The sequence below is a fragment of the Phyllobacterium chamaecytisi genome, assembly GCF_020164455.1.
GTDB lineage: Bacteria > Pseudomonadota > Alphaproteobacteria > Rhizobiales > Rhizobiaceae > Phyllobacterium > Phyllobacterium chamaecytisi.
This window is the reverse complement of record NZ_JAIQWW010000004.1, coordinates 337,670-358,628: the sequence shown is the minus strand read 5'-3', so window position 1 is coordinate 358,628 and position 20,959 is coordinate 337,670. Positions and strand designations below refer to the sequence as shown.

Sequence of the window (20,959 nt, the reverse complement as noted above, 5' to 3'; positions counted from 1 at the left end):
GGGGCGGCAAAGGTGGCGGTGGGAAAGGAGGAAGCGGTAGCGGGAAAAACGGCAACCACGGAGACTCTGGTGCAAGCGGAGCCAACCGCCCTCCTTGCTCAAACACCGCTGGTTCCGGCACAGCCGGATGCTAGTTCATTTAAAATTTGCAAACGGTAGGGGGATTTATGAAAAAGTACCTGATCGCCGCGGTGCCCTTGGCAGCCGTTTTGCTGGCCACCAGCGCGCAGGCCAGTTCTGAGAAAAATCGCACTCTTGCCGCGTGTACTGCTGCGCTTGCAAAACAAAACCTCAAGCCCGCGTCCGCCGCTCCGACTATGACTTTCAACAGGCGGGGTAATCGGGTGAAGGTCGAGGGCAAGGTCACGGGCGGTGCCACTTTCGTCTGTGATACACTCGAAAACGCGGTAGTCAGCCTCAAAGTCCAGTGAAACCGCACGGCGGTCCCGCTATTGCGGGCGTCGATGCGCCGTTACAATTGGCAGAGAGCTCGTTCTGGTGCTTTGCAACTTCCGTCCATTTCAACGCCAAAATGGATGTTTACCACCGCTGCGGCGTATCGTTTGGAGTGGCATTTTTGCCGCTAGAATTATTGGGAGGATGACATGATTAGACTGCTGAGTTCAATCTTCATCGTGATTTGCCTTTGCCTCTTCGCGTTGACGCCGGCCAAGGCTGACCCGGACACCGATGTGAAGGCGGCCTACACTGCCTGGGACGCAGCGTTCAATAAAGCGGATGCCAAAGCGCTTGCGGCGTTTTACACCGACGACGCCATGTTCTTGCCTGCCAGCCATGATGTTATCAAGGGGCCTGCCGGGGTTGAGAAATTCTTTAGCGGACTCTTCGGCATGGGCGTGACAGGTCACAAGCTTGAGCTGATCGAGGCGCAAGGCGATGGCGACATGATGGTCGGCGCAGCGAAATGGTCGGCCAAAGGCAAAGACGCAAAAGGCGCTGACCAGCCCTGGGGTGGAGTAGCCACCCATGTTTTTGAGAAACAGGCTGACGGAAGCCTGAAACTCAGCGTGCACACCTTCAATTGACGACATTTTGCGGCCCGATAAACGGATGAATGCCACGTTCTGAGATTGGATACGGTCTGCTGGCAGCGTGCTAACGCGGCCAGCCTTCCGTCGGCTCGGAAAAATTTCGCGGTCATCAGCCCGAGTTAGAAGACAATGGTTCGGATCGGCGCAATTGGCCGTGGAGCGATCGCATTACGGCTGAATATTTTGGTTTATGTGGAACAGGTTATGAGGATCATAAGTCCTTTTGACTTCCTGAAGCCGTGCATAGGTTTCCGCACCGTATGCATCCCGAACGAGATTGTCGCCCTCCCAAGTCCGGGGAAGTTGAGGTACATCCGGCCCGTGGAATGCCGTTGCATGTCTCGCCAGACGTCGCGAACCCAACTGATGTTGGCATCGTCGTCGTCGGTGTTGGACCAGATCGCATCGAGGCTGAGCATGCAGGGCATGGATCGATCACCAAAAGCAGTGGCATCGGCGGCAACGCGTTGCACGGCACCACCAAATTTCCAGATCGAAGCATAGGTCATCTCCGAAGGACGGCTGGCCCAAAGCGGTCATTGAGGAGCATCAGAAATCTGAACAGTGTTGTGCCCTATGTTGGCGGCCAACATCGATGTCGTCGCCGTCACTCTCGTTTTGACGCGTAAGCTTCTAGCATACGATCGACGTCAGAAAGCTGCCGATAGAGTTCGTCTAGCATATCATCAACGACATTCATCTTTTCACCCGCCAGGGCAAAGATTTCCTGTGAGGCACCGCGTACCTTGGGGTCCGAGACCGTCTCCAAAATCAAATCGAGCCCATCGTAGCGATAACGAGCATGAGCAAGTGCATCTTTGATGTCGATGACGTGCCTGCGAAATGGATCGAGCACTTCGCCTAAATCAATCTCCATCCGGGATCTCCACTTTCGAACGATGATTTTTGTTTCTGCTTTGCCAATACATTAGTAGATACTGACCGCGTACGATAAATTGTTTGCCTTGTGCCAGGACTGACACCCAAAGGTCGCGTAATATATTCCCAGCCTACTCACCTACGGCCGTCGGTACGATGTAATCATGTCAAGCGGGTTGGTTGGCACCGCAACAGCACTAGGTCACTCATTGAGCGTCGGTGGCGCGCACCGTCCCGCAGTGTTACAATATAGTGGGGGAAATCGAACATGGATATGGTCAGGAACTGGCTCTCGATCCCGGTCGCTGTGCTCTCGCTGCTAGGGAGGAATCGTGCCGCTTGGGCACAGGACTCAAGCGAAGACCTTGCCGAGAAGCTGTCTAATCCCATTGCGTCGCTGATCAGCGTGCCATGCCGGGGCAACTACGACAGCGGTTACGGCCCCTGCGACGGCGACCGCTATTTTGGATCCGGCACCTTGATCATGGCGCATTCAGCGGGGGGAGCCGCGTGCCTGTTGGCAAAGCCATGGACAAGCAACTCGACAGGATCAAGTAGCGGGCAATGCGACTTATAGGGCGTTTGCTGGTTGCCGGCATTCTGGCTTCAATCATCCTTGTTGCCACGGCATGGGCTGTGGGAGCACTTTGGTACCAGCTACCTGTGCGTCCATCGGCAAGAGTTGCAACTGCTTTCTTGTATGGTGTTTTTGGCCTCGCAACTATAGTCGCCATCTTCACGAAGCTCAGGAACTGGTTGCTGCTCCTGTTTCTATTGTGTTTTGTCTTGCTGCTGACATGGTGGAGCACGATCAAGCCGCTGGAACATGCGGACTGGGCACCGGAGGTGGCGCGTCAGGTGACGGGGACGCGTAACGGCGATGTCTTGACGCTGAACAACGTCCGCGACTTCGAATGGCGCAGCAAAACGGATTTCACCGAACGCTGGGTGACGCGGACCTATAATCTGAGCAAGCTTCGGACGGCTGACCTCTTCTTGTCACAATGGGGAAATCCCAACATCGCCCATGTTATTCTAAGCTTCGGCTTCGAGGGCGGCGACTATATTGCCTGGTCGGTGGAGGTGAGGCGTCGCGTCGGGGGCGCGTTTTCGCCTGTTGCCGATCTCTTCAAGAGCGATCCGCTGGTGATTATAGCGTCGGATGAGCGCGATGTAGTCGGGGTGAGATCGAACTTTCGCGGCGAAGATGTCCAGATATATCGCCTCAGAGCGTCTCCGGAAGCGGCCCGCGCGCTGCTGCTTGAGTATGTTCAGGATGCCAATGCACTTTCCACGACGCCGGAATTCTACAATTCAATCACGACCAACTGCACGACGACCATCGTCAAGATGATGCGGGCCGTCGGTGATGTGGTTCCATTCGACTGGCGACTGATCGTCAATGGCTATCTTCCAGAATACGCCTATGAGCGCGGCGCACTCGACACCAGTCTGCCGCTCGCGGATTTGCGCCGACGCGCCCATATCGCCGAGCGGGCCAAGGTAGCAGGTCTCAGGCCGGACTTCTCCCGGCTCATCAGGCTGGATGTGCCATCTCCATCTGCACCGCAAAGACAATGAGACCGATACTGGAAATTCGCAACGCCTCCCTTTGCTGGCGGGTTCGAATACCGCAACAGGGCATGCAACGCGTGTGAAATCGAGTTTATTGGGGCTACCACCGCGAAGCTCTGCTGTTGCAGCTGCCTGTAACCGTAACGTACTGTTACCTAACTGAGTCTTCAGTCACATTGCAATTCCTAAACAGGGAGGATTTGCGCAATGCGGCGGTAGTCAGCACTCTCTTCAGTCACTCTTCTTGCGGGAACAGACGTTGAAGACGCGCACAGGTGCTTTAGACTTGCCCGAAAATAATGTCATCGTATCGAGAGGGTTACTTCATGATCCCCGAGGCGGAGTTTGTCGGATACACCCCAAACAACATAAATCGGGCGAAGGTACAGACCGTCACCGATGCATCGCCAGTCGCCGACCCACCTATCAATGCGCTCCGATCTGCCGCCTATATCGCTGCATCAACTCTTTTGTCGATGACACAAGGACTCGGCATGAATTTGGTCGCGACCAATATCCCGCAAATTCAAGGCTATCTTGGTGCCACAAATGTCGAAGCGACTTGGCTGATCGCTGCGTATATGGCTCCCAACGTCAGCCTTTCGGTTGCACTGATCAAGATCCGGAACCAATACGGTCTCCGGAATTTCGCCGAACTGAGCATCGCCATATTTGTATTGGTTTCGCTGTTGCATCTTTTTGTCATTGATCTGCAATCCGCGATCATCATTCGCTTTGTCAGCGGCATTGCGGCTGCTCCGCTGTCGAGCCTCGCCTTTCTCTATATGCTGGAGGCATTTCCGCCATCTCGAAAACGGACGATCGGGGTTTGCCTGGTGCTCACCAATATCTCGCTTGCAGCTCCGATGGCGCGACTGCTGTCGCCGACCTTACTCGATATCGGCCAGTGGCAAGGTCTCTACATGTTCGAAGTGTCGTTAGCGCTCGTCTCGTTTGGAGTGATCTACCTCCTTCCGCTGACGCCCATTCCGCGTGCCAAGGTGATCGAAAAGATGGACGTTGTGAGCTACGTGCTGATCGCCATTGGTTTTGGGTGTACGGCCGTCGTTCTGGTCACGGGCCGCCTCTACTGGTGGAGGGAAGCAGCCTGGCTTGGAGTTCTGCTCGCGATCGCCATTGTGACGATAACGATAGCCGTGGTGATTGAACTCAATCGCGAAAGACCCCTCCTCGACATACGATGGATCGCCAGCAAGGAGATCCTGCATCTTGCCGGAACGATCCTTCTCTTTCGGCTGGCCGTCTCCGAGCAGTCGACCATCGCCACAAGCTTTTTCCAGAATCTCGGCCTGATGAACGACCAACTGTGGAAGCTCTATGTCGTCATGATGGTATCAATGATTGCTGCAGGATTGTCGTGCGCCGCAGTCATGACGCCGGAACGCGTTCCTGCAATTCACGCTGTCGCGCTGATTTTTCTGATCATAGGATCCTATATGGACAGCCAAGCGACCTATCTTACCCGCCCTCCGGAAATGTATGTCAGCCAAGCGCTGATCGCAGCGGCAACCGCCCTGTTCTTGCCGCCGGCCATGTCGATCGGATTGACTGCGGCGCTGAAGCGCGGACCCAACTACATACTGAGCTTCATCATCGTCTTCCTGTCGACGCAGAGCCTAGGCGGGCTCCTCGGCCAGGCTGTTTTCGGCTCGTTCATTACGATCCGCGAGAAGTTTCACTCAAACATATTGGCTGAAAGGATCGTTCCCTTCGATCCCATGGTGGCCGAGCGCGCATCGAAACTGGCCGACGCGTATGGTGGGATGATTGCCGACAAGGCCTTGCTCAAAGCCGAAGGAATCGCGTTGTTGTCCCAACAGATCACGCGCCAAGCAAATATCCTCGCCTTTAACGACGCTTTCCTGCTAATTGCCGGAATATCTTTTGGTGCTCTTGTCATGCTTTTAGCACATACGTCTACCCGAGCGCTTCTCGCTCGCCGACATTCCCCAGCAACCGTTCCAATAAGTTGAGGGTATGTCCAGTTATCGCCGCTATTTCGCAACGTTGATCGCAATCGCCGTCGGTATCTCAGGCCTGGTTATTGTTCTCTATGCCTGGCGATTGCCGCCATTTCGCAGCAATGTCGAGACGACGGAAAATGCCTATGTCAGAGGCTACGTCACCCTGATCAGTCCGCAGCTCAGCGGTTATATCGTAGAGGTGGCGGTCCAGGACTACCACCAGGTCAAGGAAGGGCAGCTTCTGGCACGGATCGACGATCGGATTTTTGCCCAGAAACTCGATCAGGCCAAAGCGACACTGGCTAGTGAACAGGCTGCGCTGGACAATTCGGCCCAGCAACAACGAGCGGCCGAAGCGCGCATCGCCTCAAGCCAGGCGCAGCTTGACAGCGCTACCGCCGTCTCACATCAGGCCCAGGCCGATTGGGCGAGAATCGATCCCTTGGCGCGCCGGGGCGTCATGAGCAAGAGCGATGCCGATCAGAGCGAAAGCGCCAAGCAACAGGCACAGTCCCTGGAATTGCAAGCCAAGGCCGCCCTCGAAGTGTCGCGGCAGGATCTTGAGACAATCAAAGTCAGCCGCGGCTCCTTGGAGGCGGCCGTCGCAGGCGCAGAAGCGGCGGTGAAGCTGGCCGAGATCGATCTTGCCAATACGAGAATTCTTGCTCCTCGCGATGGCACACTTGGTGAAGTTGGGGTGAAGCTCGGTCAATATGTTACCGCGGGAACGCAATTGATGGCGATCGTTCCACCGGACGTATGGGTAATTGCCAACTTCAAGGAAACCCAACTGACCAACATTACGCTCGGTCAACGCGTTAGTTTCACCGTCGACGCTCTAGACCGCAGGCGAATGACGGGGCATGTCGAGGCCTTTGCACCAGCGGCAGGGTCCGAATTCAGCATAATCAGGCCAGACAACGCGACTGGCAATTTCACCAAGGTCGCACAGCGTATTTCAGTCCGCATTGCAATCGACTCCGACCAGGAACTCGCTAAGCAGCTGGTGCCAGGAATGTCAGTGGTGGTTAGAACCGAACCTAAGGAAAACTAAAAGCAATTCAGACCTCGCATTTAGAATTCCGCCTCAATTGGCCCGTCAGCAGCGGCATCAGGCAAAAGAGGATTTTCATGTAGAATCAATAACATATGACCATATTGGTGGTCGCTGCCACCTAATCCCGACTTTTGCGTCTGAGAAGTTGGCGATTGTGTTGGAGGTCTCTGAGCGGAGCAGGGGCATCGTCTACGATTCGGAAAATTATAGATTTTTGCTCTTGGGGAAAAGCGCCGTGATTATCTCATATCGACACAAGTTCACCTTTCTTCATTGCCCAAAGACGGCAGGCAGTTCGATTAAAATGGCTCTTGTCCCGATTCTTGGACCGTTCGACATTATGTTGGGCTCGGACAAAGAGCGCGTGGAAATCGGCGTTGTCCCGAATTTGAGGGCGCGTCTCGATGCTCTGCGGTCTCAACGTCTTTCAAGCATACCCGCGGCGCTGGCAATAAACCCAAAATGGTCGAAGCGTGCACTTTGCTTGCAGACTAAACGATATCATAGGCATTTCGGTCCCATCGTCGACCATCCGAGCGCGGAACAAGTTCGATCGTTCGATGAGAATGCTTGGGGGAAACACTATAAGTTCACATTCATCCGCAATCCCTACAAAAAAATGGTTTCGATGTACGTTTACCTGACACGGAAGTCCCTAGCGACCCGCGAGCCATTTTCTGTTTTTGTACGGAACATGGTTGAGGGGGTGGGTTCGTTTGCGGCTTGGCATCATCTTGTTGATTCGTGGCCGATTTACACCATCGGTGATACCGTAGCGGTTGATTTCGTAGGGCGCTACGAGACCCTTTCAACAGATTTCAATTCATTGTGTGATCAGCTCAATATCTCTAATCCGAAGCTCGGTTCTGCCAAGGTGGCTCAGAAGTATGATTTCCGCGAATTCTATGATGCTGAGACACGCAATGTCGTGCGTCGATGTTGCGAACGGGAAATTGATCACTTCGGCTATCGCTTTGATGATTGAAGAAGCTCAGTTCGGAATTATCTTTTAAGCAGGCCGTCATGCAAGGCTGCGACAGCTGCCTGAAAGATGCGGACGATGGGAATTCTTGCAGTTGTCGATGCCGGCAGCCGCAGGACTCAGGCGGAAGGTATGGGCTTACCGACAACACCTTCCAGGTGGTTGGGAAGCAAAGCGGAAGACTACTCCAGCAATGGCCTTTACGATGTCGGCACAGCTCAGCGACTTCAAACTGCACGGGTCTGTCGTCCTCTTTGGGATGTCGTTGCTCGGTCTCTGATAGCCAAGTCAAAAGGCCCAAACGCTTAGCGCCGGGCCTTTTGACCATTCTAAATCAGGCTGAGCCGGGACATTTGGATCAACTTTGCCGACCCTTTATATTTGCCGTGAGGCCATCTTGAGCTACTTTGTGTTCCCACAATTTTCGCACTTCGATCGTGTCCCGTTCCATACCACCCAGGGCTGTAACACATGTCTCTACCGTTTACGGCCAGCTTCGAGCGCTACAAGCCCGACCTGGCGGTCGGGTCCTGGGAGCGAAACCGGAAGCATTACCGGATCGTGACGGGCTCGCTTCGGCCCTTTTGAACGAGAGCGCTCGCCCGCCGCTTTTCCAGCGTTGCACCCCTATGAGAAGCCGCAAATCAAGAATCTGCACCAACTCGGCATGCTACAATACGAATCCAGCCCCAAAACCCAAGTCGGCATGCTCACGAGCACCCGGATGTATTTCCGCATGTGTCGCACTTCAAGCACGTCCCATTACGAACCATCGTGAAGTTCGAGCATTCCGAGCAGCTGTCGCCCGTATAGCCCTGCATCATCGATTTGATGCGGCGATCCGACATCACCTTCTTTGCTTCGGCTTTGGCTTCCTCAGCCGCAGCTTCTGCATCCGTGTCCTCGAACAGGGCAGAGGCCGGAGTTGCTTCTGCCTGATCCTTTGCACGCTCCTCATAGTCGCGCTTGAAGGCTGTCGATTCCTGGCTGACCACTGCAATCGTTGGTTTTGCAGCGATCGCAGTTACAGTGCGGCTGGCGAGGGTCGTGACATTTGATGACGCAGTTGCCTTCGGCGCGTTAACGGCGCCTGTTCCCCCTGCGCTGCTAAAACCCTTGGGATCAGCCTTGTTGGGCGAAACCACCTTCAGCGAAGCACCGCGTGTCAGACCCTTGGAGACCGGTTCCGCCTTGCCTTCGGAAATACCGCGGCCAAGCGAGGTGTTGGAAAAATCCGACTGGTCGACATGGGCGAGGTCGTGACGATCGAGATAGGAGACAGCCAGTTCGCGGAACAGGTAGTCAAGGATCGACGTAGCGTTCTTGATCGCATCATTGCCCTGAACCATGCCTGCCGGTTCGAATTTCGTGAAGGTGAAAGCCTCTACATATTCCTCCAGCGGCACGCCGTATTGCAGCCCCAGCGAGATGGCGATGGCGAAGTTGTTCATCATTGCCCGGAAGGCAGCGCCTTCCTTGTGCATGTCGATGAAAATTTCGCCGAGACGGCCATCATCGAACTCACCCGTCCGCAGATAGACCTTGTGACCGCCAACGACTGCCTTCTGGGTATAACCCTTGCGGCGGTTCGGCAACTTCTCACGATCATGGACATAGCGTTCGACAATACGTTCTACGATCTTTTCGGTGACCTGAACGGCACGGGCAGCTGCTGGCGCTTCGATCAGCGCCTCGATTGCATCGTCTTCATCCTCGTCATCATCGGCGAGCAACGAAGAATTGAGCGGCTGTGAGAGCTTGGAGCCATCGCGGTAGAGGGCATTGGCTTTCAGTGCCAGCTTCCAGGAGAGCATATAAGCGGACTTGCAATCCTCGACGGTTGCTTCGTTCGCCATGTTGATGGTCTTGGAGATCGCGCCGGAGATGAAGGGCTGGGCGGCGGCCATCATGCGGATGTGGCTGTCAACGGAAAGATAACGCTTGCCGATCTTGCCGCAAGGATTGGCGCAATCGAAAACCGGGTAATGCTCTTCCTTGAGGAAGGGGGCACCTTCAAGTGTCATCGCACCGCAAATGTGGATGTTGGCGGCTTCGATTTCCTTCTTGGAGAAGCCGAGTGCCGGCAGGATTTCGAAGGAAATGTCGTTGAGCTGCTCGTCGGTGAAACCGAGAACATTCTTCGCAAAGTCTTCGCCAATCGTCCACTTATTGACCGCGAATTTGATGTCAAAGGCCGACTTCAAGGCCGTGTTGAGCGTCGCGATAATCTCATCCGTAAAGCCTTTGGCCTTCAGCGAACCGGGGTTGATGCCGGGCGCCTGGTTGAGATTACCATGACCAACAGCATAGGCCTCGATCTCGGCGATCTGGCTTTCCGAGTAGCCCAGTGTGCGTAGAGCTTCCGGCACGGCACGATTGATGATCTTGAAGTAGCCGCCACCAGCGAGCTTCTTGAACTTGACCAGCGCAAAGTCTGGCTCGATGCCTGTCGTATCGCAGTCCATGACGAGGCCGATCGTACCTGTCGGCGCGATAACTGTAGCTTGCGCGTTACGGTAACCATGCTTTTCGCCAAGCTTCAGTGCCTTGTCCCATGCTGCCTTTGCATGCGTGATCAGATCCTGATCCGGGCAGTCAGCCGCTATCAAAGCGACAGGATTTACAGCGAGGCCTTCATAGCCCTGGTTTTCGCCATGCGCGGCACGGCGATGGTTGCGGATGACGCGCAGCATGTTGGCAGCATTCGGAGCATAGCCATTGAACGCACCAAGCTCCTTGGCCATCTCGGCGGATGTTGCATAAGCGGTGCCGGTCATAATCGCAGTGAGTGCACCGCCAATCGCGCGGCCTTCGGGGCTGTCATAGGGGATACCCGAAGTCATCAGCAGGCCACCAATATTGGCGTAACCCAAACCCAGCGTGCGATACTCATAGGAGAGCTTGGCGATTTCCTTGGAGGGGAATTGCGCCATCATCACCGAAATCTCAAGAACGATCGTCCACAGTCGCGCCGAATGCTCAAAGCCCGCGACATCGATCTTGCCGTCCTTGCCGCGATAGGTCAGGAGGTTGATCGAGGCGAGATTGCAAGCCGTATCGTCCAGGAACATATATTCCGAGCACGGGTTGGACGCGCGGATCGGACCGGCAGCCGGGCAGGTGTGCCAATCATTCATCGTGGTGTTGAAGTGCAAGCCTGGATCAGCCGATGCCCAAGCGGCATAACCGATCTTTTCCCAAAGATCGCGCGCCTTCAACGTTTTCATTACCCTGCCGTCCTTGCGGGCGGTCAGGTTCCAGTTGCCGTCATTTTCGACGGCGCGCAGGAATTCGTCCTTGAGCGAAACCGAATTATTGGAGTTCTGACCGGCCACTGTCAGATAGGCTTCTGAATCCCAGTCGGTATCATAGGTCTTGAAGTCGATGTCCGTGTAGCCTTGCTTGGCAAACTGGATGACGCGCTGGATATAATTCTCAGGAACCTGATTTTTCTTGGCAGCTTTGATCTCACGCTTCAGCGCTGGATTTTTGGTTGGCTCGTAGCAGTCGCCATTATCGGCTTCGCAATTGACACAAGCCTTCATAATAGCAGCGAGGTGCTGCTTGACGATCTTGGAACCGGTGACGAGAGCTGCAACCTTCTGCTCTTCCTTTACCTTCCAATCGATATATTCCTCGATATCAGGGTGATCCACGTCAACGACGACCATCTTGGCGGCACGGCGTGTCGTGCCGCCTGACTTTATAGCGCCGGCAGCGCGATCACCAATTTTCAGGAAGGACATGAGGCCGGAGGAACGACCGCCACCAGACAGTTTTTCGCCTTCGCCGCGCAGGAAGGAAAAGTTTGAACCTGTGCCGGAGCCATATTTGAACAGGCGCGCTTCGCGAACCCAAAGGTCCATGATGCCGCCTTCATTGACCAGATCGTCCGCGACAGACTGGATGAAGCAAGCATGCGGTTGCGGATGTTCATAAGAAGATTTGGACTTGGTCAGCTTGCCGGTGTCCGGATCGACATAATAGTGGCCCTGACCGGGACCATCGATACCATAGGCCCAGTGCAAGCCCGTATTGAACCATTGCGGCGAATTAGGCGCGACGCGCTGGGTGGCGAGCATGTAGGCAAGTTCATCGCGGAAGGCGAGGGCATCGGCTTCGCTATCGAAATACTTGCCCTTCCAGCCCCAATAGGTCCAGGTGCCGGCAAGACGATCGAAGACCTGGCGCGCGTCCATTTCCGAGCCGTAGCGCTCCTCGGTAGGCAAAGCAGCCAAGGCTTCTTCATCGGCAACGGAACGCCACAGCCATGAAGGAACAGAGTTTTCTTCAACCTTCTTCAGCTTGGCAGGCACACCGGCCTTGCGAAAATACTTCTGTGCAAGAATATCTGCGGCCACCTGACTGAACTGGGCCGGAACATCGATATTCTCCAGACGGAAAACGATTGATCCGTCCGGGTTCTTGATCTCACTCGTTGCTACACGAAATTCGATCTCCGCATAGGCTGATTGATTCTCTTTGGTAAAACGCCGTTCGATCCGCATCTTTCTCGTCCTTGTCTCTATATATAGTATCCATCAGGCGCCATGTGAAGAGTTGTGCGCGAATGGACACAATTCCGCCCTAACCGATTCCAGCCCCTGAAACCGGCTGCTACACCTTCGCCCTTGATCGACGCGGTTCCCCGCGTCATTTCCGGGCTTGGTGGCCCTAATTTTGACGCCTGTTGTGTGATTCTTACCCCTTAAGGACTGTCACACTATCTGGTAAATATTCTGCCTGTAAACACTAAATATAGTGTTAATTGGCCATTTACCCAACAAAATAATCACTTGCGCGCAGGCGTTTTTTCCGTCCAGACGTGATCCATCCCTTGCACGCGCGCTGGAGTGCAAGCTCTGGTAAACACTGGATAAACTGGAAAAAGGCCGGCTACAGACACTCCGGTCACGCCACTAACGCAACGCCGTTCACCATAAAAAATGACTCGCGTGCAAGCGTCAAGTCATAGTTTTTTACATAATTGTGACCGCAATATCTTGTGTGTCACATATGTGGATAACGGGGAGAAACCTAAAGAAATTTTTGCCGGCTAGCGACGTGTAAAGTTTCTGGGGAAAGGCCATCACACTGGAAAATTTGAATGAGATGCAAGCGCACTGTAAGCGTCGCGGCGCTCAGTGATCGGCTAAAGCCCCAAGATCAAAGCTTGCAAGAAGGTTTTTCAGCCCGGGTTCTTCCACCCGTTGGGCAGCCTCGTTGACGCTTACCCAATCGAGCCGACGTTCGCCGCGCTCAGGCCAATTCTTTTCCTGGTGCGAAAAATGCATAGGAAAAACATCAACGATGAAATCGCCGGATTCACCATCACACACATCGTGTTTTTCGTACGTGTATGTACCGATAGAAAAGGGCGCCACGTCGCCGCGCACGCCTGCTTCTTCATAGGCCTCCCTTTGCGCGGACTGTGCAAACGTCTTGCCGACCTGTGGCCAACCCTTGGGCAGAACCCAGCGGCCGGTTCCTCGGCTCGTAATCAACAAGATCTCAGGTCGATTTTTCTTGCGGCGATAAACGAGTGCAGCGACCTGGCAGATCCTGCCATCCGGCATTTCGATCCGCTTGTCCGATACGATTTCGTTTAGATAGGTTACGTTCAATGTTCCGCTCATTCCAGCTTATTTTCAGCAAGTGTGAACCGATTCGAATAATCCGCAATCGTTCTTTGGCTACAGTTTGCTGCTTATATGCGACTTATGACATTTTTTTGAACAGCAGTGCAAAAAAAAATAGATCGAAATTTCCAGCGGATGCCGCGAGAGCCCGACCAACGGATAACTGGAAAGGTTGGGCCACAAAGGATAACCTGTGCGAAACTACAATGGGAGGGACAATGACATCTTCCAGATCCTCGTTTGAAGAGGCTCCGCCTTTCGGTGCTGCAAGCTCACCAGAGGATGAAAACGTTAGTATCGTAGCGTCATGCGTTTACGCCAATGGCAAACGCATTGCAGATATCTCGATCGATGAAGCTGGAACGTGGACTCATAGGGAAGGACACGTGGTCTGGATCGGGTTGTTAGAGCCGGACGGCAAACTTCTGCACCGGGTTCAAAAGCAGTTCGGCCTGCATAGCTTGGCTATTGAGGATGCGGAACACGCTCATCAGCGTCCAAAGCTCGAGCAGTATGGTGACGCAATTTTTATCGTGGCGCGAACGGCACAACTGATCAATGGCCGTGTAGAGTTTGGTGAAACGCATGTTTTCCTTGGTAAAGGATATATCGTGAGCGTTCGCCACGGAGCGTCGACGTCGTATGCGGCCGTGCGGCAGCATTGGGAGACGTCACCTTATGCACTGGCAAAAGGTGAAGATTTCATCCTCTACGCAATTCTGGATTTTATCGTCGACAATTACATGCCGGTGCTGGAAGCAATCCATGATGAAGTGGAATCGATCGAGGACCGTGTACTCGCGAAACCTATGACCAGCAGCGATATCGAACGCCTGTACATGCTGCGCCGGGATCTTTTGCGCCTGCGTAACGCGATTGGACCGCTTGTCGACGTGTGTGGACGATTAAGCAATACGGATCTGCCGCAGATCCAGACAGCGATGCAGCCCCATTTCAGAGATGTCACCGATCACGTCCGCACTGTTCAGGAGAAGATCGATGGTTTGCGTGAGGTTTTAGCCTTTGCGTTTGAAGCGAGCTTACTCGTTGGCCAAAGTCAGGAAACCGTGATTTCCAAGCGCTTGGCCTCTTGGGCGGCGATACTGGCTGTGCCGACAGCTATCGCCGGCATATACGGCATGAATTTCAAGCACATGCCAGAGCTTGATTCTCCCCATGGGTATTACTGGGTGTTGGGAGCGATCGGACTTGTGTGCTTGACTCTATATTGGCGGTTCCGCAAGAGCGGCTGGCTTTAGAATGTTATCCGCCATGGCCCTTGGTGATCGGTTCCTGGTAGGTCAGGCCCATGTCCCACGGGAAATAGATCCAGGTATCCTGTGAGACTTCCGTCACGAAGGTGTCGATAAGCGGGCGCCCCTTGGGTTTCGCATAAACGGTAGCAAAATGCGCTTTCGGCATCATTTCGCGCACGATGGCAGCGGTCTTCCCTGTATCGGTCAGGTCATCAACGACCAGAATGCCTTCGCCTTCGTTCTCGAGAAGCCGTGGATCAACATTCTTCAGGACCTTGAGTTCGCCTTGCTCGTCGTAGTCGTGGTAGGATGCAATACACACCGTCTCGATCATACGAATGCCAAGCTCGCGACAGATGATGGCTGCCGGGACCAATCCACCGCGCGTAATCGCGACCATGGCGCGCCATTCACGCTGCATACCGGCAACACGCCAGGCCAAGGCGCGGGCATCCCTATGGAATTGGTCCCAAGAGACCGGAAAAGCTTTGTCGGGAAGGGACATGGCACGCACTCCATCAGAAAAATGCAATGTAGCGGAAAATCCGCCAGGAATGCATCCCGCAATAGCGGTAAAAGCAAGCCGCTGGCAAGCCGCTTGCGTTATCCGCGATCTGTTCTGACGAGAAAAGTGTGATTATTGCGGCCTGTTCAGCGCGACATCAATGTCAGGCAGGGCATATCAGCCATTATAGAGCTGGTTACACCGCCGAAGACCCATTCCTTTAATCGAGACTGGCTATAAGCTCCCATTACGAACAATGACGCATTGTTTTCCGCAATCCAGCGTCGCAGTACCTTGTCGGCAGATTCGGCGTTCGAATTGATGGTGTGGGGATGTACATTGACACCGTGGCGACGAAGCGCATCAGAAAGCGGTGTGCCGGGGATATCGACATTCGGATCGTTGGATTTCTTTGGATCAACCCAGACGATATCGACACTTTCAGCCTTGAGCAGTAACGGGAGTGAATCGAATGCAGCGCGCGATGCTTCGCGCTTGCCATTGAAGGCAACAACGACACGATCGATCTTTTCCGGCAGTTTGGTTTTGTAAGGGACAAACAGAACAGGTCGGCCGCTTTCCATGACCAGCGGATCGGTGACGTCGTTGACGCTATCTGGATCATCAGGATCAGGTTGACCGGCAATTATGATGTCGGCTCGGAGGGCGCTTTGCGTAACGCCGGCGGATGGGCTGCTGCTTTCGGATCGTACAATGCGGAACTCATGGGAGATGGTTCCAGTCGACATCTCCGCCCCAAAAAGAGCTGAAATCGCTTCGGAGTTTTCCTTGTGGCGCTGTTCATGGGCTTCGAACAATGTCGTGTCGGCAAAACCTGTGGGATCGGCATAAACAATCGGCGAGGGGATCGTATAGAGGCCGATGATATGCGTGCGTTCGCTGGACGAAGCGATCAACCTTGCGGCGCCTATAACCTTCTTTGCCTCACGCTCGCTGCGAATGAAAGCGATGATCGTCCGAAATGCCATGTTGGCCTCCATAGGTTGTTGCGTCCTTGAACGCATCAGGCAACATTATACGCCTTTCGCGCAATAGTTGCTTTTGCATTTTGGACAACTTGCGTGCTTCAAAAGCATTTCATTGTGCGGGTTGAGCGGCGATATTTGCAACCATCTCCTTCACGGCTGATTCAGCCGCAAGAAGTTTTTCTTCGTCGCGCGCCCTGATCACCAGCTCCGTCGAGAATTTGCCGTTTTCGTATTTGGGATAAGAACCGATGATCGTATCTGGATGAGCAGCCTGGATACTGCCGAGTGGAACGGCAATAGCACCTTCCCCAAACGGGCAATTCACTGAGCGGGACAATAGCTTCTTTCCCACTCGCAGGGTTGGAATCACATTGTCCAGCATAGCCTGAAAAACCGAAGGGACGCCCGCCATCACGTAGACATTGCCGATATGGAAACCGGGTGCAGTCGAAACTGGATTGGCGATGTGGGCCGAGCCGCGTGGCATCCGCGCCATGCGCTGGCGGCTTTCGGTGAATTCCATCCCGCGTGCTGCATAGTTATCGCCCATGAGTTTCATCGCTGCCGCGTCGTGTTCACAAGGGACATCAAACGCTTTTGCAACTGCATCAGCCGTTATGTCGTCGTGCGTTGGTCCGATCCCGCCGGACGTGAACACGTACTCATAACGTTCGCGCAGGGCATTCAGCGCTTCGACAATGCGATCCTCTTCATCCGGAACTATGCGAACTTCTTCAAGATCGATACCGACGGCTGTGAGAATATCAGCTAGGTGACCGATGTTCTTGTCCTTTGTCCGACCTGACAGCAACTCATCGCCGATCGCCAGCATGGCTGCGGTCACAACTTCATCAGTCATAAAAAATCTCCTAGCGGGAAAGCGACCGTAATTCTCCCAACGGATCGTCGCAAGCCATTTCGCTCAGGAAAGGTGAAGGAGCAAAGGTCAAAACCAGCGGCACTTGAGCGCTGGTGCGGACGGCGGGACTTGAACCCGCATGACCTATGGCCGACAGATTTTAAGTCTGTTGTGTCTACCGATTTCACCACGTCCGCGCATTTATGCTTTTCAACGGTTAAGGCGATTCCGTCAACGGTGATTTGCGATATGACTGATCAGCTCGGTCGAAAAGCGCCATTTCAAGCTGACGCCGCCATCTGGTTAAACCAACACCCTACACCTAAGGTCTCAATCTCTGGTGGATTTGGGCTTCGACCTGGACTAGAACGCGAGGTCTTCGAAGCAAAGAAATCGCTATGTCCGCTGTTCCATTTCAATTTCCGTTCGCAAATTTGACGAAAGTAGCGTCGCGAAATCCGGCACTCTTGCTGATTCTTCTCTATTTTGCGTTCCAGGTCTTTTTCCTGACGGCGATTTCGAATGGCGCGGGTGTGGATGACGCGGAGCAATTAGCCTATGTCGGTGCTCTGCAGTGGGGATATGGCGGGTCTCAGGCGCCACTCTATACGTGGATAAACAGCATCGCTGGAAATCTCTTCGGAATCAGCATGTTTACCATCTATCTCGTCAAGTTCGGTATGCTTGCGAGTTCATTTATCAGCGTCTATTTAGGCGCACGTCTGCTCGGCCTGTCTAAATCGGTAGCTGCTGCTGGCATGCTAGGCATATTCCTGCTGCCTCAAATCGCGTGGGAGTCACAACGGACGTTGACGCACTCCGTCGGAGGCACCACCGGCTGCGCTTGGGCATTTCTCGCCTTCGCCTGGCATATGAAATCCCGCTCCTGGCATTCGGCTGCACTGCTGGGGCTTGGCATCGCTTCGGGTCTGCTCGGAAAATTCAACGCAAGTTTCTTCCTTATCGGGCTCATTTTGGCTGGCTTCTCCATTCCCGAATATCGAGCCGTTCTTTTGACGCGAAAGAGCATTCTGATACTGCTTGTATTTATTACAGCCATAGCACCTACAGGCCTGTGGACGCTTTCGCATACGGAGAACCTGTTGGCGCGGTCACATAAATTCGAGATAGGTGAGGGCGGTAATTTCGTTGTCAGTCGTCTTCACGGCGAGTGGAAGCTCTTCCTCAATGGTGTTCTCTTCTCGGGAATAGCGCTGGTTTTCTTCGCGATTGCCTGGTGGCGGAGCCGGGCAGAACAAGTCTCTTCGCCTCGTCCCTGGAATGACGCGGAGAAATTCGTAGGCCGAACCTTGCTGTTTGCGCTGGCGGCTGTTTTTGTTGGAGTCCTCATCAGCGGTGCTGCCGAGGTGAAAGATCGCTGGCTCCAGCCGGTTTTGTTCTTGAGCCCGCTCTATCTGGCAACGCTTTTGGGGCGCTATATCCGAACTGACTTGCCGTTGAAACGCTTCGCGATTGTCGGTGCGATCTGCGGCCTGATCGTAATTCCAGGATTAGCGGTGAATATACTGTATGCCCGTGACGGTAAGGCGCCTTCTATTGGCCAGCTGGACTACGCGAAGCTTTTCACCGTGACGCGCGCCGTGGGAACTTACCAGACCGTCGTGTCAAATGGTCCCCAATTACCGGGAAATCTGCGTCTTTTCGACAGTTCAATCATTCCGGTGCATCTGGAAATGCCGAATGCCGTGTCACGCATCCGCTTCCCGGCACTTTTTGTCTGGTTCGGCGACGGGATGAATCCGGCTGTGTTAAGTTTACTGAACGGCGCCGGTATCGCCGCGCCGCCAGCAGACGTCAAGCAGGTGGATCTCACGTATAAATATTATCCCGATCAGTCAGCGCGGGTGAGCTATTTCATCGTTCCAGCAAAGTGAGGCTCTAGGGTCAGGACTCACTAATATGATCGAAATGGCGCCGGAAACGGCAAGAAGATGCGAGGAGAGATGCGAAGGGCGGGGTCTTTCCTCCGGCCAAGCAGCTCGACACTGCAGCTTGCAGCCGTTTCGGCGTCCGCAGGATAGGGTCCATTTGCCCAGCTACTTTGTCGCAAAGGCTCGACAATGGATAAACATTGCCATCGCCTTTGCTCCTCGTATCCGAACAAATGACCTCCTACCATTTCGACCAGATTAATGGGTCCTGACCCTAGTCTTCGACAAAAACCTCATCGCGCTTCTTGCGGATGCTTGGCAGCAGCACGACCACGAGAACGGCTGCTGCGAGTAACAAGAGCCCAAGACTGATAGGGCGATTGAGGAAGGTCATGGGATCGCCGCGCGACATGATCATGGCCCGGCGAAGATGCTCCTCCAGAAGCGGTCCAAGCACAAAGCCGAGCAGCAGGGGCGCCGGTTCGCAGCGGAGTTTTGCCAGCCCGTAACCGATGAGACCGAAGAAGGCGACAGCATATAGATCGAACACATTGGAATTAACGCTGTAAACGCCGATTGAACAGAAGGCGATGATGGCGGGAAACAACATGTAGTAGGGAATGGTCAACAGCTTAACCCAAAGCCCGATCAGCGGCAGGTTAAGCAGAATCAACATGAGATTTCCGATCCACATGGAGGCAATGATCCCCCAGAACAAGGCAGGTTGTTCGGTGGCAACGTTGGGACCAGGAACGATACCCTGAATGATCATGGCGCCGATCATCAAGGCCATGACCGGATTGGCCGGTATGCCAAGCGTCAGCATAGGGATGAACGATGTTTGCGCGCCGGCATTGTTGGCTGATTCAGGGCCTGCCACCCCGGCGACAGCACCCTTGCCAAACTCGTCGGGCGTACTCGAGATCCGTTTCTCGACCGTATAGGATGCGAAAGACGCAAGAATGGCTCCGCCACCGGGCAAGATGCCGAGGGCGGAGCCAATTACCGTTCCGCGCAAGATCGGTGCGGTCATTTCTTTCCAGTCCTGTCGCGTGGGCCAGAGATTGGTGACCTTTTTGATCATCACATCGCGGTCATGCTCGTTTTCAAGGTTACGCAGAATTTCGGCGATGCCGAATACGCCGACTGCAAGCGCAACGAAATTCAACCCATCAGACAATTCGAGAATTCCGAGATTGAATCGTGGCGTACCGGTATAAATATCTGTCCCAACGAGCCCGAGAAGCAGGCCAAGAACCACCATGCCGAGTGCTTTGACGACGGAACCATGGGCGAGAGCGACGGAGGAAACGAGGCCGACGATCATCAGCGAGAAATATTCCGGCGACCCGAATCTCAAAGCGACGGCTGTCAATGGCGGAGCAAACACGGCTACCAAGATGGTCGACACCGTTCCGGCAAAGAACGAACCTATAGCCGCAATTGAAAGTGCAGCCCCTGCGCGGCCCTTTCGCGCCATCTGGTATCCATCGATGGCAGTGACTGCAGACGAGGATTCGCCAGGCATGTTGATCAGGATAGCGGTAGTTGAGCCGCCATATTGCGCGCCGTAGTAGATGCCCGCCAGCATGATGAGTGACGAGACCGGTTCGAGCTGAAAGGTGATAGGCAAAAGCATGGCGATCGTCGCAGTCGCACCGATACCGGGAAGCACGCCGATAAGCGTACCGAGGATGACCCCGATGAAGCAGAACAAAAGGTTGTAGGGCGAAGCTGCAGTCGCAAATCCGAGGACGAGATTGTTAAGAAGATCCATTTTGCGGCCTCACTGCCCAAGCCAGGGGCCAAAACGCCGGAAGGGCAGACCGAGCGCATAACTGAACACGATTACAGAAAACAATGTCAGGCCGCCAACCAGCAAGAGCGCGGTTCCGGGGCGCATCTTCGTACTTGCAAAAGCCGCAACCAGTCCCGTCAGAAAAAGTGATGGCACGAAGCCTAGTCCACGGACGGTGAGGCCAAACAGTATCGGTGCCGGCAAAATGAATAGCATACCGCGCCATGCAATTGGCCCCATTGGTTCATGCTGTAGCTGAGTACCCTGAACGATGACGATTATGCCAAGAAGAATAAGGATTCCGGCCAATACAAACGGAAAATAACCTGGTCCCATGCGGAGTGCTGTGCCAAGTTCAAGGCCATATGCCTGTATCGCAAAGAAAAGGCCTATGAATATAAACAGTGCGCCGCAGATCAAATCGCGCGAACTAAAACTAAGATTTCTCATATGTTCCCCACGGCCGTTTGACGCTATAAAAAAGGCCGGAA

The 20,959-nt window shown here is 54.2% G+C and carries 17 protein-coding genes, 1 tRNA gene and 1 pseudogene; 9 read left to right on the top strand and 10 right to left on the bottom strand.

Translation table 11 applies throughout. From position 1 onward, the window contains the following. Nucleotides 1-167 precede the first annotated feature (167 nt). Both LB462_RS09100 and LB462_RS09095 read left to right on the top strand, forming a co-directional pair. Nucleotides 168-431 carry a hypothetical protein gene (locus LB462_RS09100; RefSeq protein ID WP_224507087.1) on the top strand — a complete coding sequence of 88 codons (264 nt, stop codon included), beginning with the start codon at nucleotides 168-170 and terminating at the stop codon, nucleotides 429-431. 174 nt (nucleotides 432-605) lie between these two features. Further along, nucleotides 606-1,046, top strand: coding sequence for a YybH family protein (locus LB462_RS09095; protein WP_224507085.1), 441 nt, complete (start codon nucleotides 606-608; stop codon nucleotides 1,044-1,046). Nucleotides 1,047-1,220: 174 nt separating this feature from the next. On the opposite strand, the gene LB462_RS31420 is transcribed toward LB462_RS09095, so the two are convergent. After that, a complete protein-coding gene (locus tag LB462_RS31420) occupies nucleotides 1,221-1,415 on the bottom strand; it encodes a BBE domain-containing protein (protein WP_224507083.1) in 195 nt (64 codons plus the stop codon). 244 nt (nucleotides 1,416-1,659) lie between these two features. Further along, entirely contained in the window at nucleotides 1,660-1,929 is a 270-nt protein-coding gene (locus LB462_RS09085; protein WP_112532657.1) for a hypothetical protein, read from the bottom strand. 270 nt (nucleotides 1,930-2,199) lie between these two features. On the opposite strand from LB462_RS09085, the pseudogene LB462_RS31415 reads away from it, so the two are divergent. The 5 genes and pseudogenes from LB462_RS31415 to LB462_RS09060 form a co-directional block, all read left to right on the top strand. Beyond that, nucleotides 2,200-2,391 (top strand): annotated as a pseudogene (locus tag LB462_RS31415) (transporter); the annotation flags it as partial. 104 nt (nucleotides 2,392-2,495) lie between these two features. Beyond that, nucleotides 2,496-3,512, top strand: coding sequence for an Lnb N-terminal periplasmic domain-containing protein (locus tag LB462_RS09075; protein ID WP_224507078.1), 1,017 nt, complete (start codon nucleotides 2,496-2,498; stop codon nucleotides 3,510-3,512). Between the two features lie 470 nt (nucleotides 3,513-3,982). Beyond that, entirely contained in the window at nucleotides 3,983-5,500 is a 1,518-nt protein-coding gene (locus tag LB462_RS09070) for an MFS transporter (protein WP_224507138.1), read from the top strand. 4 nt (nucleotides 5,501-5,504) lie between these two features. Then, nucleotides 5,505-6,545 (top strand): HlyD family secretion protein, encoded by a 1,041-nt coding sequence (locus LB462_RS09065; protein ID WP_224507076.1) that lies wholly within the window; start codon nucleotides 5,505-5,507, stop codon nucleotides 6,543-6,545. Between the two features lie 37 nt (nucleotides 6,546-6,582). Then, a complete protein-coding gene (locus tag LB462_RS09060; protein ID WP_224507074.1) occupies nucleotides 6,583-7,533 on the top strand; it encodes a sulfotransferase family 2 domain-containing protein in 951 nt (316 codons plus the stop codon). Between the two features lie 707 nt (nucleotides 7,534-8,240). Here LB462_RS09060 and LB462_RS09055 read toward each other — a convergent pair. Then, nucleotides 8,241-12,038, bottom strand: a complete 3,798-nt coding sequence (locus tag LB462_RS09055) for a vitamin B12-dependent ribonucleotide reductase (protein WP_224507072.1) — start codon at nucleotides 12,036-12,038, stop codon at nucleotides 8,241-8,243. Between the two features lie 633 nt (nucleotides 12,039-12,671). Further along, nucleotides 12,672-13,166: an NUDIX hydrolase gene (locus tag LB462_RS09050; protein ID WP_224507070.1), complete on the bottom strand. Its 495-nt coding sequence runs from the start codon at nucleotides 13,164-13,166 to the stop codon at nucleotides 12,672-12,674. 221 nt (nucleotides 13,167-13,387) lie between these two features. Between LB462_RS09050 and LB462_RS09045 the strand changes: the two genes are divergently transcribed. After that, a complete protein-coding gene (locus LB462_RS09045; protein WP_224507069.1) occupies nucleotides 13,388-14,428 on the top strand; it encodes a magnesium and cobalt transport protein CorA in 1,041 nt (346 codons plus the stop codon). Nucleotides 14,429-14,432: 4 nt separating this feature from the next. On the opposite strand, the gene gpt is transcribed toward LB462_RS09045, so the two are convergent. The 4 genes from gpt to LB462_RS09025 all read right to left on the bottom strand — a co-directional run bounded on the left by gpt (nucleotide 14,433) and on the right by LB462_RS09025 (nucleotide 16,975). After that, nucleotides 14,433-14,930, bottom strand: coding sequence for a xanthine phosphoribosyltransferase (gene gpt, locus LB462_RS09040; protein WP_112530208.1), 498 nt, complete (start codon nucleotides 14,928-14,930; stop codon nucleotides 14,433-14,435). 146 nt (nucleotides 14,931-15,076) lie between these two features. After that, nucleotides 15,077-15,919: a universal stress protein gene (locus LB462_RS09035; RefSeq protein WP_224507067.1), complete on the bottom strand. Its 843-nt coding sequence runs from the start codon at nucleotides 15,917-15,919 to the stop codon at nucleotides 15,077-15,079. 109 nt (nucleotides 15,920-16,028) lie between these two features. After that, a complete protein-coding gene (locus tag LB462_RS09030; protein ID WP_224507065.1) occupies nucleotides 16,029-16,778 on the bottom strand; it encodes a competence/damage-inducible protein A in 750 nt (249 codons plus the stop codon). A gap of 111 nt (nucleotides 16,779-16,889) precedes the next feature. Then, nucleotides 16,890-16,975: transfer RNA gene (locus tag LB462_RS09025), tRNA-Leu, on the bottom strand. A 201-nt stretch (nucleotides 16,976-17,176) separates the two neighbouring features. Between LB462_RS09025 and LB462_RS09020 the strand changes: the two genes are divergently transcribed. Further along, nucleotides 17,177-18,673 carry an ArnT family glycosyltransferase gene (locus LB462_RS09020; protein WP_224507063.1) on the top strand — a complete coding sequence of 499 codons (1,497 nt, stop codon included), beginning with the start codon at nucleotides 17,177-17,179 and terminating at the stop codon, nucleotides 18,671-18,673. Nucleotides 18,674-18,944: 271 nt separating this feature from the next. Here the strand turns inward: LB462_RS09020 and LB462_RS09015 are convergent, their stop codons facing one another. Together LB462_RS09015 and LB462_RS09010 are read right to left on the bottom strand one after the other, a co-directional pair. Continuing rightward, nucleotides 18,945-20,447 carry a tripartite tricarboxylate transporter permease gene (locus LB462_RS09015; RefSeq protein WP_224507061.1) on the bottom strand — a complete coding sequence of 501 codons (1,503 nt, stop codon included), beginning with the start codon at nucleotides 20,445-20,447 and terminating at the stop codon, nucleotides 18,945-18,947. Nucleotides 20,448-20,456: 9 nt separating this feature from the next. Beyond that, nucleotides 20,457-20,918, bottom strand: a complete 462-nt coding sequence (locus LB462_RS09010; protein WP_224507058.1) for a tripartite tricarboxylate transporter TctB family protein — start codon at nucleotides 20,916-20,918, stop codon at nucleotides 20,457-20,459. Nucleotides 20,919-20,959 lie beyond the last annotated feature (41 nt).